Source organism: Algoriphagus sp. NBT04N3 (assembly GCF_019443765.1).
In the GTDB taxonomy this organism is placed as follows: domain Bacteria; phylum Bacteroidota; class Bacteroidia; order Cytophagales; family Cyclobacteriaceae; genus Algoriphagus; species Algoriphagus ornithinivorans.
Map to the genome: position 1 here is coordinate 2,332,480 of NZ_CP048415.1, position 13,934 is coordinate 2,346,413.

Below are 13,934 nucleotides of genomic sequence, written 5' to 3' on the forward strand. Positions count from 1 at the left end.
AGACAGGTATATCTAAAAAGAAAGCCATCTGGTTAAATCCGATGGCTTTCTTTTTTTAGTAGGCTCTAGATTCTAAACTCTCATCTCTCGCTTCTAGTCTCTAGCATCTCAATATTATGAGATTGTCGAACCGCTCGCCGTTCCCTCATGAGGAGTCAATAGCTTCAGCTTACCATCTTTGTCTTCAGCCATCAAAATCATTCCCTCGGAATCAATACCCATCATTTTTCTTGGCGCCAAGTTGATCAGCATAGTCACTTGCTTACCCACCAAAAACTCCGGTTCAAAATGCTCAGCTACTCCACTCAAAACAGTTCTATATCCTAAGCCGGTATCTACTTTCAGTTTGATCAATTTCTTGGATTTAGGCATCTTTTCAGCTTCCAAAACGGTCACTACACGCATATCCAATTTTGCGAAATCATCATAAGTAATAATCTCTTTCATCGGTACTGCTGGTGCGTTTGCTGCTTCGTTCATCTTTTTGGATTCTTGGAGTTTATTCAATTGCTTATCTACTACTTCATCTTCAATTTTCTCAAACAAAAGGCCCATTTGACCAATGCTTGAGCCTTCTTTCAAAAGCTGTCCATTACCTGCCTGAGTCCAGTCTGGAGCTTCCAAGCCGAAAAGCTCCACTAGTTTCTGGGCTGTAAATGGTAAGAATGGCTCGGAAACGATCGCCAAATTTGCAGCGATATTGAGGGCAATATTCATGATGGTGGCTGTGCGAACTTCGTCCGTTTTCACGACTTTCCAAGGCTCGGTATCAGCAAGATACTTATTCCCTAATCGAGCCAAATCCATCATGATTCCTAATGCCTCTCTGAATCGATATCGTTCAATGGAAGCCTCAATTTTTTCAGGAAACTCAGAAAGGGCCTGAAGCACTTCCTCATCATAGCCTGTCAACTCTCCTCGCTGTGGAATCTCTCCTTGATAATATTTATGAGTTAGAACCACTGCCCTATTAACAAAATTCCCATAGATGGCTACCAACTCTGAATTATTCCTAGCCTGGAAGTCCTTCCAGCTAAAATCATTGTCTTTCGTCTCTGGGGCATTGGCAGTCAAAACATAGCGAAGCACATCCTGCTTTCCAGGAAATTCCTCCAAATATTCGTGCAACCACACTGCCCAATTTCTGGAGGTAGAGATCTTATCTCCCTCCAAATTCAAAAACTCATTGGCCGGAACATTTTCAGGAAGAATATAGCCTCCGTGAGTCTTCAAAATAGCAGGAAAAATAATGCAATGGAATACAATATTGTCTTTTCCGATGAAGTGAACTAGCTTGGTTTCCTCATCTTTCCAATAAGGCTTCCAGTCAACTCCCTTTTCGGCAGCCCACTCCTTCGTAGAGGAGATATAGCCAATTGGTGCATCAAACCACACATAGAGCACCTTCCCTTCTGCATCTTGCAAGGGTACTTTGATTCCCCAATCTAAATCTCTTGTCATGGACCTTGCCTGCAAGCCATCGCCAGCTTCCAACCAGGATCTGCATTGTCCCAATACATTGTTTTTCCAATCCTGAGCATGCTCCTCTAAAATCCATTTTTTCAAAAAATTCTGATAGCGAGCCAAGTCTAAAAACCAATGCTTGGTTTCTTTCAGGACCGGTGTTGCCCCACTCAATTTGGATTTAGGATTAATCAGATCAGTAGGGCTTAAAGAAGATCCACATCGCTCACACTGATCTCCATAGGCACTTTCATTTCCGCACTTAGGGCAAGTACCCTCTATGTAGCGATCGGCCAAGAATTGCCCGGCTTCCTCGTCGAAATACTGCTCAGTACTTTGCTCCAAGAATTCTCCCTTTTCATACAAATCCTTGAAAAATCCCTGAGCCGTTTCATGATGGATTTTGGCGGAAGTTCTGGAATAATGATCGAAGCTGATTCCGAATTCGGAAAAGCTTTTTTTCATCATTTCATGATAATGATCCACTACTTCCTGGGGAGTTTTTCCTTCTTTTTTCGCTTTGATTGTAATGGCTACTCCATGCTCATCAGATCCGCAGATATAGGCTACATCTTTTCCTTTGGATCGAAGGTAGCGTACATAAATATCTGAAGGAACATAGCATCCCGCTAAATGGCCGATATGCAAGGGCCCATTGGCATAAGGTAAAGCTGAGGTAACTGTATATCGCTTGAAATTCTTAGACATGTCTGAATGGGTGATCACAAATTTCTAATCAGGTCGCAAAGATAGGAAAAACCCTTAAAGGGGCCTTTATGCATTGGTAAATTCATCTCTGGCATCCTCCGTCAAAATCCCATTGTAGATAATCGTGATCGCCTGATCATAAATATCAGAGGGTGGCAAACTCATATCCTTTCGGATATTCTCCGGAAACTGGCTCAAAAATTTCGGATCCAATAATGACTGAACAGCAGCTGCATACAAAGTCACTACCAAGCTGACATTCAGGTTGTTTTTCACCAAACCCTGTTCCTTCCCCTGCTCTATCAGCTTTTGAAATCGAAGAAAAGCTGACTCATTGATATACTCTTGCAATTCCACCCAAATCTCAGGGGCATATTCCCTTAAATCTTCAAATAAGTCTGGATTGATGGGGGCCAAATGGGTAGCAATCACTGAAAGTGTAGACTTCAGCTTTAGTGGAAATGTGATATATCTATTATCCAAAATAGCCTCCACTTTCGCTGTCATTTTAGTTTTAAGCTTATCAAAGGATGCGGAAAGCAATTCCAGTTTGCCAGGAAAATACTTGTATAGCGTTTTTTTGCTCATCGTCAATTCCTGAGCTATATCATCCATAGTTGTATGACGATATCCCTTTTCCAAAAAAAGCTGATAAGCCTTTTCCAAAATTTTACTTTCTACACTTGTCTTTTTGCTCATAGGAACAGATTTAGAAACAAATATATATACAAAGGTATCCAACAGCTATCTTTATTTTTAGTTGCATATTTTGAAGGATAATCTCCTTGTGAAGCCAAATGCAAAGGGGTATTTTTACCCACCCAAAATTCTTTTCAATCCATGAACCACCAAGAAGCTGCCAAAAGGATCGCAGAACTCAGCCAACAAATCAATTATCATAATCACTTGTACTATCAAGAGAGCAGAATTGAAATATCTGATTATGAGTTTGATCAGTTGCTGGAAGAATTAATTCGGCTTGAAACCGAATATCCGGATTTGTTGGATCCAGATAGTCCAAGTCAGCGAGTTGGTGGTACGATTACCAAGGAATTTCAAACTGTCGCGCATGAATACCGCATGCTTTCTTTGGGCAATACCTATACGATCGAAGAGCTTAAAGCCTTTGACGAACGCGTACAAAAAGGATTGGGGCATTCGGATTACGAATATTTCTGCGAAATGAAATTCGACGGAGTGGCCATCAGTTTAGTCTATGAAAATGGCAAATTAATCCGGGCAGTGACACGTGGAGACGGTACCAAAGGAGATGATGTCACAGCCAATGTGAGAACCATCCGAAACATCCCACTTTCAGTATCAGGAGAAAATATTCCTGAAAAGTTTGAAGTCCGAGGAGAGATCTTTTTGCCATTGAAAGAATTTGAAAAAATCAATGCAGAAAGGACGGAAAAGGGAGACGCGCTGCTGGCTAATCCTAGAAATGCAGCTTCGGGAACATTGAAAATGCAGGACTCCTCTGTCGTCGCCAAAAGGAGGTTGAATTGCTATTTTTATCAGCTTTTGGGAGAAAATATTGGGGTTGAAACCCATGCAGAAGCTATTCATCTAATTGAAAAATGGGGCTTTAATGTCTCACAGACCTACACAAAAGCCTCTAATGTGGAAGAGGTTTTAAAATACATTGAAACCTGGAGAGAAAAGCGCCATACCTTACCCTTGGATACTGATGGTGTAGTTCTCAAAATCAATAATTATGAGCAAAGGGAAGAATTAGGGTTTACTGCTAAAATTCCTCGTTGGGCGATTGCTTACAAATACAAAGCGGAAAGTGCAGAGACCGAACTGCTGTCTATTACTTATCAAGTCGGGAGAACAGGAGCTATCACACCTGTTGCCAATTTAGCTCCGGTTAGCCTAGCCGGAACCACTGTAAAACGTGCTTCCCTCCACAATGCCAACGAAATCGAAAGATTAGGAATACATGAGGGTGATATAGTAGCCGTTGAAAAAGGCGGTGAAATTATCCCTAAAATAACAGCGGTTAATCTTCAAAAAAGGAAAGCTGGCACCCAGCCTATTCAATACATCCAAACCTGCCCTGAATGTGGAACTGCATTGGAGAGAAAAGAAGGTGAAGCAAAGCACTTTTGTCCCAATGCTGAATCCTGCCCTCCTCAGGTTTTGGGAAGAATTGAGCACTTTGTTTCTAAAAGAGCCATGGATATTGATTCATTGGGAACAGAAAGAATTCGAGCATTAATTGACCAAAAGTTCATCTCCAACTATAGTGATATTTACCTTCTGGAAACCAAAGAACGTGAGCTCTTGGGTTTGGAAATGAGTCAAGACCAATATGAAAAAGAAGGAAGTGGGCTGCTTTATATCAAATTGGAAAAAGCACTTTTTGCTTTGACCGAACAAATTTCCTTTAAGCAAATTCAGGAATACCTAGAAAGTGCTGCGGAACTACCTTTGAACGAAACCCTGAGAGGATTTCAGGAACAAATCAGAAAATGGAAGAAGAAGGTTCCATCCAACACGGGCATGGTGGATTATCTGATCAACTCCCTGAAGGATCATCGAGAACTTCCCAAGCTGGAAGATTATGTTCCGGTAGCAGTTGTGTTGGAAATATTTCTGGGAAGAAGAGTGGAATTTGAGAGAATCCTGGAAGCCAGCAAAAAAGAAGGAACTGTCCATGGAATCATTCTACGATTGAATTTGGAATTACCGGATGAACTTCGGGAGCGAATCAAAAAATTGAAGGCCAACACCTTTCAGGAAGGAGTTATTTCCAATATGCTGGAGGGTATCAAGGCCTCCAAAAACCAACCTTTTGAAAAAGTTTTGTTTGCCATCGGAATTCGAAATATTGGAGAAAATACAGCCCAGCTTTTGGCTAGACACTTCAAAACCTTGGACAAGTTGCAAGAAGCGACTGAGGAGGAATTATTGGAGATTAATGGCGTGGGAAGCACTTTGGTTCAAAGTATCCAAGAGTTTTTTGCTAATCCTGAACATCAGAGAATACTTCAGCAGTTGAGAGATTTAGGTCTCAAATTCGAGGTAGAACATGCGGATCAAGAGCCTGCAAGTCAATCCCTAGCCGGAAAGAAGATATTAGCTTCAGGCAAATTGGTAAACTTTAAGCGGGATGAGATTGTTGATTTCGTTCAAGCCCACGGAGGGCAATACATTTCTTCCGTTTCCAAAAATCTGGATTTTATTATAGAAGGTGAAGGAATGGGGCCGAGCAAAAAGGATAAAGCCCAAAAATTAGGTATTCCATTGATTTCAGAGGAAGAGTTTCTTTCAATGATTCAGGAATAATTCCTATTTTATTTAAGGTAGAACCAAACCACGAGGAAGCAATTATCTTTGCACCTCCAAATTCGAAAAGCAATGAACCAATTTTACGGTACGGGTGTGGCACTGGCCACTCCTTTTAATGATGATTATACCATTGATTACAATGGATTGGAAAAACTCATTGATCACACTATCAAAGGTGGAGTTGATTACCTGGTAGCATTAGGAACTACGGGGGAAGTTGCCACTTTGAATACAACAGAGAAAAAACAAGTGTTGGCAGCTTGTCTAAAATATAATGCTGAAAGAGTTCCTGTAGTTTATGGAATTGGAGGGAATAACACGCAGGCAGTTTTGGATGAAATCGCAAATACAGATTTTACTGGAATCGATGCTATTTTATCAGTAAGCCCCTACTATAATAAGCCAAGTCAGGCAGGCATCATTGCACATTATCGAGCTATCGCTGATGAATGCCCTGTTCCGGTTATTCTTTATAATGTACCGGGAAGAACCATGTCCAATTTGAGTGCAGAAACCACACTTAGCTTAGCAAATCATCCAAATATCATAGGAATTAAAGAAGCTAGCGGGAATTTGGAGCAGTGCATGCGCATTGCAGCTGGTAAGCCTCAGGATTTCTTACTTATCTCCGGAGATGACCTAATGACCAAAGCTCTGTATGGTATAGGAGGAGTTGGAGTCATTTCAGTTTTGGCGAATGCCCTTCCTGAAACCTTTCATAAATTATGTCACGGAACGGACTCTGAAAGTAAAGAAGCGGCTTTTTCACTTTTAGAAATTAATGACCTGATGTATAAAGAAGGAAATCCTGTGGGAATCAAAAACCTGCTATGCCATCTGGGAATTTGTGATGATCAAGTTCGTCTGCCAATGCTAAGAGCTAGTATGGAATTGAATCAATTGATCAAGGCGGCTGCCCAAAAATTCAAATAAAGATGCAGCAAGCGCTATCCATACAGGAGCTGGGAGAGCTGATCAAATCCACATTGGAAAATCAGTTGGAACCTACCTATTGGGTGATCGGTGAAATCGCTGATTTCAGACAGGCTCCTCAAGGACATGCGTATTTTGAATTGGCAGAAAAACAGGGGAATCAAGTCTTGGCTAAAATCCGTTGCAATTGCTGGCAGTTTACTTACCGTAGCATAGCTTCCCGTTTTGAAAGTTTGACCGGAACAGGAATCAAAAATGGGATGAAAGTCTTGGCTCAAATCCAGATCACCTTTCACCCTGTTTATGGATTAAGCCTGAATGTGAAAGACATTGATGCTTCTTTCTCCTTGGGTGAAAGAGCTAGAATCCGTCAGGAAACAATCGATCGTCTAACCAAAGAAGATCTACTCAGGCTAAATGCTTCCCGGACTTTTCCACAAGTCATTCAAAAAATAGGCATTATCAGTAGCCCCACTGCTGCTGGATATGGTGATTTTATCAATCAATTAGAACATAACCCACAGCGATATAAAATTTACCATACGCTGATACCTTCTATGATGCAAGGGAACGAGGCTGTTTCCAGCTTAATTAATGCTTTGGATAAAGTCGAGGAATTGAAAGAAAGGTTAGGATTGGAAGCTATAATTATCATCAGAGGTGGGGGTGCACAGTTGGATTTAGATTGCTTTGATGACTATAGGCTAGCGGCCAAAATAGCCAACTCTTCTTTGCCTGTCTTTACCGGCATAGGACATGAAAGGGATGAAACAGTTGCAGATTTGGTTGCCCATACCAAATTAAAAACTCCAACAGCAGTGGCTGAATTTCTACTTTCAGGATTCAGAATTTTTGAGGAAAATTTAGGAATAGCCCTGACAAGATTGGACAGGCTAACCAGACAAAACATCAAGCTCGCTGACAATCTACTACATCAACAGAATTTAAGATTAAAAACTGCAGTTCAGAATAGGCTGACCTTGGAGAAAGAAAGGCTAAATGCCAAAAAAGACAGGATCAAAGCGAATTTGTCTACAAATCTCAATACACAGTCATTTCGTCTGGAGCAACTCCATCAGGCTTTAAAAAAGGCAGCCTCCCAGCAAATCTTGTCTAATGGTCAAAAATTAGAACATCTTGTGAAAAGCTTGAAAAGCTTAGATCCCAAAGCAATTTTTGAAAGAGGTTACACTCGAACAGAGTTGGATGGGGTTCCTATTCATTTGGTAAAGGATCTTGAAAAAGGACAGGAGATTCTTACAGTAAGCAATCAAAAAAAGATTAAAAGTACAATCACTGATATCAAAGAACTATGAAGGATTTAAATTATCAGCAGGCATTGGAGCGCATAGAGCTCATATTGGCACAATTAGAAGAAGGCAAAAAGAGTGTAGATGAACTTTCCGAATTGGTGAAAGAGGCGACAGAATTGGTCAGCTTTTGTAAAAAGAAGCTAAAAACTACCGAGGAGGAGATTCAAAAGGCTTTTGAAGAAGCCTGATTTTGGCATCTGGAACAATAATTTTCAGATATTCGAGTTTTTAATAAGCCATCTTTCAGGTACTTGGCATTTTTGTTGCCAAATTTGCAAAAGAATTAATTGAGCTTTAAGCTCTTTGAGACGTGATGAAAAAAGTATTTCAACTATTTCTGGCACTTTTATTTTTGGTGATATCTTCAAATTCTTACAGCCAGAACTTTTATAAAGAAAGGATTTCCAGAAACAATATCTTGACTGTGGGCGCTGGTCCATCGTTTTCTTATATTGATAATGGAGGACCTTACCGGACCATAGGCTTTGAGATTTTGCCTTCTCTTTCAGTAGCCTGGACCAAAAAGCTATCTCAGGTTTTTGACCTTCGGTATACGGTGGGATACCAATCAATTGCCAGTAGCGGCAATGCCAATTTGACAATTCAGGAAATTTGGAGACAAAATGAAGCTGCTTTTACGGCTAAAGGTTCAACCTTCTATCTGGATGTCATGCCAAGTATTAACCTAATCCCTTTTAGCAATCATATGCATAGGAGCAGGTTTAATATCTACGGAGGGGCTGGAATAGGTGTAATGGCTGTATCAACCAAACAAACAAAATCTTACAGCCCAGACGAGCGACCTACCAATGAAAGCTTGACCACGGCGTACGTGCCCGTAAGAGCAGGGTTAAGTTATAGGGTTGGTCCTTATTCCGATATAGCCGGAGAAGGCACTATGCTTTTGACATTTACGGATAACATAGATGGCAATGTCGGATTCAATCGGTTTGCGGACCATCTATTTCAGGCTCAAATCGTATTTAGACGCTATATTTTACCAAAAAATAAAGACTAAAAAAGGCCGGTTAAACCGGCCTTTTTTCATTGAACTTTTTCTGGAATGACTTGCAAAAATTTCCTTGGGATAGATATAAGCATATTCTGATAAATTCCCGGAATCCTAATCATGAAATAATCTTTATTTCCTTTCTCCACGCACTCCCCTATCATATTTTGTAGTGCTCCTCCAATCACTTGAACTTTTTCTCCCGGTTCAATTTCCGAACCATCTGTCTCGACAGCAACACCGGTTTCTACAACTCTTTTGATAATATCCAGGTCCTCTTCCCTCACTGTGGCATGCTGCCCGGAAAAATGAACAAACTTCACTGCTCCCGGTACTTGAAGACATTCCCAAAGTTGGTTTCTCTGGGTTTTTACGAAAACATAACCGTTGAATAGGGCTTTTTCTACTTTCTTTTTTCTGTCAGACCATTGTCTTAACTCAGTGACCAGAGGCAAATAAACTTCCCAACCCTTTTCTCTTAATCTTGTGGCCACCTTTTTTTCGGAACGTGAAGCCGTATACATCACATACCATTTCAAATCACTCATCTCTAAAATTTGTTTTGGGACTTCAAATCTACAAAATCCTATCTTCTCCCCATGAATAAACCTGAGTTTTCAAGTCCAAATTTAGATTCTTGCCTGATAGGTATACAATTGATAATAGCGTCCCTCTTTGCTGATCAGGTCTTCATGCTTTCCTCTCTCTGCTATTTCCCCATGCTCTATCACCAATATTTGATCAGCTTGTCGAATAGTGCTTAATCTATGTGCGATTACAAAGGTAGTTCTCCCCTTCATTAGTTCTTTCAAAGAAGCTTGAATTAAGGTTTCTGACTCGGTATCCAGATTTGAAGTTGCCTCATCCAAAATCAAAATTTTAGGATCTGCCAATATTGCTCTGGCAATGGCTATTCTTTGCCTCTGCCCACCTGAAAGCTTCACACCCCGCTCCCCTATCAAGGTATCCAACCCATCTTCGAAACGATCCGAAAATTCCTGTACATAGGCGGCATGAACCGCTTGCTGTAATTGCTCTTCGGTAGCATCAGGTCTCGGGAAAAGAATGTTTTCCCGAATGGTTCCTTCAAAAAGAAAATCATCCTGTAATACAACCCCTAATTTGGACCGGAAGGACTCCAAACTTACTTTTTGCAAGTCTTGATTATCTAAGTATATATTTCCAGAATCCGGATTTAAAAATGTGGCCGCAAGACCTGCTATAGTGGTTTTGCCCGAACCAGAAGAACCAACCAATGCTGTTACTGTTCCAGCCGGTGCGTGGAAATTGATATTCTTGATTACATCTTTTCCTGATTCATAGGCAAAGGAAACGTCTTCAAAACGAATATCCCCTTGAATGCTTTCAAGTTCAATGGTTCTTTCTTTATCATCAGATTCCAAAGGAGTATTCATGATTTCCTCTGTCCTATCAAGGCCTGCGAAGGCCTCAGTAAGTTGGGAACCTATATTTGACATTTGTACAATAGGTGCTATCATGAAACCTAGATAGAGCGTGAAAGCCAGAAAATCTCCGAACGTGATGTCCCCTTCCATGATCATCCAACCTCCGATACCCATAATGCCAGCAGAAGCCAGTCCCAAAAGTAAGGTGCCTGCTGAGGTCACAAAAGAAGTTGCTGTCAAACTCGCTTTCACGTTTTGGAACAACTCATCTACACCCTGTTGGAAAGTTTTTATTTCCTGAGCTTCAGCATTGAAGCCTTTGATCACTCGAATTCCTCCCAGGGTTTCGGTAAGCCTGCCTGTAACCTGAGCATTAATTTTGCCTCTTTCTCTAAAAATCGGTCTGATCCGTCCAAATGCTTTTAAGGAAACCAAACCGAATATTGCTACCGGAACCAAGACATACAAAGTCATCAAGGGACTAATGCTTATTAATAAAACCAGCGAAATGACTGAGGTAATCACTCCTCCTATCATTTGAGCAAAACCGGTTCCCACAAGATTTCTTACACCTTCCACATCAGACATGATTCTAGATACAAGTTCTCCGGTCTTTGCATTGTCAAAAAAGCGAATGGGCAATTTGATGATATGACTTTGAACTTTAGACCGGAGCTTCGCAATGAGGTTTTGTGCCTCCACAGATAAAATCTGAGTCAAGGCATAAGATGTCACCGATTGAATTACAATGGCAACTACCACCGCAATAATCAGCCATTTGAGCAAGTTCAAATCATTGGAAGGAATGACATCATCCACCAAATATTTACTGGCACCGGGAAGGACCAAGCCTGATAGCCTACTAATGATGATGAGAAAAAGACCTAAAAACAGGTGTTTTCTACGGGGCCAGATGATGGTGGTAAAAACCTGACCAATGGTTACTTTTCTTTCTGATTTCTGTTGCATGGGTGTAAAAAAAAGAAAACCCCGAAATCACTTCCGGGGTTCCAAATCAATTTTCTTCTTCTTTTAATCTTGGTTTTAACTCTACTGGATCAGTTGATTTCTTTCTTACTCGAATATTCAACAACTCCACACTCAAAGAAAAGAATACTGCGAAATAGATGTATCCTTTTGGAACTTCTTGGTGAAAGCCTTCCAAGAACAGCATAAAGCCAATCAATATCAGAAAGGATAATGCAAGAATTTGTAAAGTTGGGTGTTGGTTGATAAAGCGACTGATTTTCCCGGCAAATGCCATCATTATTCCCAAAGAGATTACAACCGCAATAATCATGATGATCACATGATCCACTAAGCCAACCGCAGTCAAAATACTGTCAAATGAAAAGATGATATCCAAGAATACTATTTGAGCGATGACTGAACCAAAGCTCTTCCCAGTATTAGCTTTTATTTCCTGAGGATCCCCTTCCATTTTATGGTGAATTTCCATAGTAGATTTAAAAAGAAGGAATAAACCTCCTAAAAGTAATATCAAATCCCTTCCACTGAAATCATATTCAAAAACCGTCAATAGTGGCTGGGTGAATCGTATTATATAAGAAATCCCTAATAATAGGCCTATCCTAAAAACCAAAGCCAGAGTCAATCCTAAATTTCTTGCTTTGGGCTGCTGAGCTTCCGGTAGCTTATTGGATACAATGGAAATAAATATGATGTTGTCTACACCTAATACTATTTCCAGAAATGTCAGAGTGAGAAGTGCGATCCAGGTTTCGGACTGCATGAATATTTCCATAGTGGGGTAATTTTTGGGCACAAAAAAGCCTGTCTAAAGTTAAGACAGGCTTTCCATGCTTTACTAAGTTTATTACTTCGTTTTAGGCAAAACGTTAGAAATCAAAGATACTTTTTCGATTGGCTCAGAAGCATTTGAATAAATTCTCACTACTGAGTTTTGCTTACCCATTTTTCCAGCTGAGTTGAAGGATACTTCGATTTTTGCTTTCGCACCTGGAGCAATCGGATCTTTAGGCCAAGAAGGAACCGTACAGCCACAAGTAGCCGCTACATTGGAAATAATCAATGGAGTAGTACCGGTATTCGTCAGTTCGAAAGTATGGGAAACCTTGTCACCTTGGGTAATATCACCGAAATCCACTGATTTTTCTTTGAAGGTAATTACTGCTCCAGATTCGCTTTGAGCATTCGCCTGGAAAGCAAAAACCATTGCAAAGAGGGTCAAGATCAATCCTAATTTTTTCATGATTATGTTAATTGTTGAGTTCAAATTTTTAATTCTAATTACTCTTTGAGGCTAAATTTCTAAAGCTTTCATCAAATATCCGAAAATACCTTGCCAAAATTCATGGAAAGGGAATGTTAAGTTTTCTAAATACCTGAATTCTTAACAAAGAAGCCTTGGGAAAAATTCACTAAATACAATTCCTCAGAGGATCTAGTGACTGCAGTATATAACCATCGGATGAAGTCTTTATCCACAGTATCATCAGGCAAATAGCCTTGATCTACAAAAACTGCCTTCCATTGCCCTCCTTGCGCTTTATGGCAAGTCAAAGCATAGGCGAACTTAACTTGTAATGCATTCAAATAGGGATCTTTTCGGATCATCTCCATCCGCTCAGTTTTATTTGCTATATCTGCATAGTCCTCAGAAACCTGCTCATACAAACTTTTATATTGCTCCCTTGTCAATGAGGGGCTGGGTGAATAAAGCGTGTCTAAAATGACTTTTGCCTCAAAGTGTGGTTCTTCTGGATAATCCAGAAGACGTAATTCCAAAGTCGCAAAGCGTAAGCCATAAAGCTCCTCAAAGGAGCGGATCTTCATGATTTCCGCCATATCCCCATTTGCTAAAAAGTTGACCCTATCCGAATCAGCCATATAGGTGTAATTGTTTTTCACGATCATTAGTAAATCACCTGAGCTGATCTCATCTTCAAAAAAGTGAATGACCTTTCGTATGTACAAATTGTATTGAACTGCATTCTTGTTGGACCGAGTGACGATTACTGTGTTTTCAGTCCCGTACTTGTCATAAGCATAGCGTAATCCATCCTCCAATTTTTCCCCAGTCATCTTGAAAATATCACGGAATTGAGAAGTCATGATCTGAACAGCAGGCTTTTCTTTCAAAACCTGATCTCTCAATTGGGTGGCATTAAATAGTATACCTGACTCCAACCTTTGGCGCATAACCTCGGTCAATTCAATCTGATCTGTTTGCAATCGGAAATAGCGAGTGAGGTAATTAGAATCCAATGCAGGACTGTATTCTGAGCCCACAGGAGGAAGTTGGGCTGTATCTCCCACCAATATCAATCGGTTACTTTCTTCACTAAAAACAAAGCGAATCAAATCTCCCAGCAAATTTCCCGACATTCCGCCATCATCTGCCAGCATAGAAGATTCATCTACAATAAATACAGTGTCTTTGTAATAATTTTTTTGTAGAACAAAGCCATTGGATAGAGCCCCCATTTCACCTTTTGGCTTATAGATAATCTTATGAATGGTATAGGCAGCCTTTCCACTATAATTACTCATTACTTTGGCAGCTCTTCCGGTAGGTGCCAATAAAAGAGATCTCATTTTTAGTTTGGGAAGGCTTTGAACCAAAGCAGAAATCACCGAAGTTTTTCCGGTTCCGGCATATCCTCTCAAAACAAAACAAGGCTTTTCCCCTGGTTCCAAGGAAAGAAAGGCATCCATTTTTTGGAAAAAAGAAGACTGACCGGAAGTGGGATCAAAGGGGAAATTTTTCCGGATCAATTCTGAGGCCTTCCAAGCAGCTTGACTATCTTTACCCATATTGAC

At 40.4% G+C, this 13,934-nt stretch carries 12 protein-coding genes; 5 read left to right on the plus strand and 7 right to left on the minus strand.

The features are described 5' to 3' along the window. Nucleotides 1-114: 114 nt before the first annotated feature. Both metG and GYM62_RS10050 read right to left on the minus strand, forming a co-directional pair. Nucleotides 115-2,172, minus strand: coding sequence for a methionine--tRNA ligase (gene metG / locus GYM62_RS10045; protein ID WP_219959310.1), 2,058 nt, complete (start codon nt 2,170-2,172; stop codon nt 115-117). A gap of 66 nt (nt 2,173-2,238) precedes the next feature. After that, nucleotides 2,239-2,871 carry a TetR/AcrR family transcriptional regulator gene (locus tag GYM62_RS10050; RefSeq protein WP_219959311.1) on the minus strand — a complete coding sequence of 211 codons (633 nt, stop codon included), beginning with the start codon at nt 2,869-2,871 and terminating at the stop codon, nt 2,239-2,241. Nucleotides 2,872-3,012: 141 nt separating this feature from the next. Between GYM62_RS10050 and ligA the strand changes: the two genes are divergently transcribed. The 5 genes from ligA (at nt 3,013) to GYM62_RS10075 (ending at nt 8,733) form a co-directional block, all read left to right on the plus strand. Further along, nucleotides 3,013-5,466, plus strand: coding sequence for an NAD-dependent DNA ligase LigA (ligA, locus tag GYM62_RS10055; RefSeq protein WP_219959312.1), 2,454 nt, complete (start codon nt 3,013-3,015; stop codon nt 5,464-5,466). Nucleotides 5,467-5,538: 72 nt separating this feature from the next. After that, nucleotides 5,539-6,402 carry a 4-hydroxy-tetrahydrodipicolinate synthase gene (gene dapA, locus GYM62_RS10060; RefSeq protein ID WP_219959313.1) on the plus strand — a complete coding sequence of 288 codons (864 nt, stop codon included), beginning with the start codon at nt 5,539-5,541 and terminating at the stop codon, nt 6,400-6,402. Between the two features lie 2 nt (nt 6,403-6,404). Next, complete coding sequence (gene xseA, locus GYM62_RS10065; protein WP_219959314.1) at nt 6,405-7,718, plus strand: exodeoxyribonuclease VII large subunit; 1,314 nt, start codon at nt 6,405-6,407, stop codon at nt 7,716-7,718. Next, nucleotides 7,715-7,903, plus strand: coding sequence for an exodeoxyribonuclease VII small subunit (xseB, locus tag GYM62_RS10070; RefSeq protein WP_219959315.1), 189 nt, complete (start codon nt 7,715-7,717; stop codon nt 7,901-7,903). The genes xseA and xseB overlap by 4 nt, the downstream gene beginning before the upstream one ends. A 125-nt stretch (nt 7,904-8,028) precedes the next feature. Then, the gene (locus tag GYM62_RS10075; RefSeq protein ID WP_219959316.1) at nt 8,029-8,733 is read left to right on the plus strand and encodes a hypothetical protein; all 705 of its coding nucleotides are present in this window, start codon (nt 8,029-8,031) and stop codon (nt 8,731-8,733) included. A 26-nt stretch (nt 8,734-8,759) separates the two neighbouring features. Here GYM62_RS10075 and GYM62_RS10080 read toward each other — a convergent pair whose 3' ends face one another. The 5 genes from GYM62_RS10080 to GYM62_RS10100 all read right to left on the minus strand — a co-directional run bounded on the left by GYM62_RS10080 (nt 8,760) and on the right by GYM62_RS10100 (nt 13,928). Continuing rightward, on the minus strand, nt 8,760-9,272 hold the full coding sequence (locus GYM62_RS10080; RefSeq protein WP_219959317.1) for a UpxY family transcription antiterminator: 513 nt from the start codon (nt 9,270-9,272) through the stop codon (nt 8,760-8,762). 81 nt (nt 9,273-9,353) lie between these two features. Next, on the minus strand, nt 9,354-11,099 hold the full coding sequence (locus tag GYM62_RS10085; protein ID WP_219959318.1) for an ABC transporter ATP-binding protein: 1,746 nt from the start codon (nt 11,097-11,099) through the stop codon (nt 9,354-9,356). A 46-nt stretch (nt 11,100-11,145) separates the two neighbouring features. Continuing rightward, complete coding sequence (locus GYM62_RS10090) at nt 11,146-11,895, minus strand: TerC family protein (protein ID WP_219959319.1); 750 nt, start codon at nt 11,893-11,895, stop codon at nt 11,146-11,148. Between the two features lie 72 nt (nt 11,896-11,967). Then, the gene (locus tag GYM62_RS10095) at nt 11,968-12,363 is read right to left on the minus strand and encodes a DUF1573 domain-containing protein (RefSeq protein ID WP_091655199.1); all 396 of its coding nucleotides are present in this window, start codon (nt 12,361-12,363) and stop codon (nt 11,968-11,970) included. A 125-nt stretch (nt 12,364-12,488) separates the two neighbouring features. After that, complete coding sequence (locus tag GYM62_RS10100; RefSeq protein WP_219959320.1) at nt 12,489-13,928, minus strand: ATP-dependent RecD-like DNA helicase; 1,440 nt, start codon at nt 13,926-13,928, stop codon at nt 12,489-12,491. Nucleotides 13,929-13,934 lie beyond the last annotated feature (6 nt).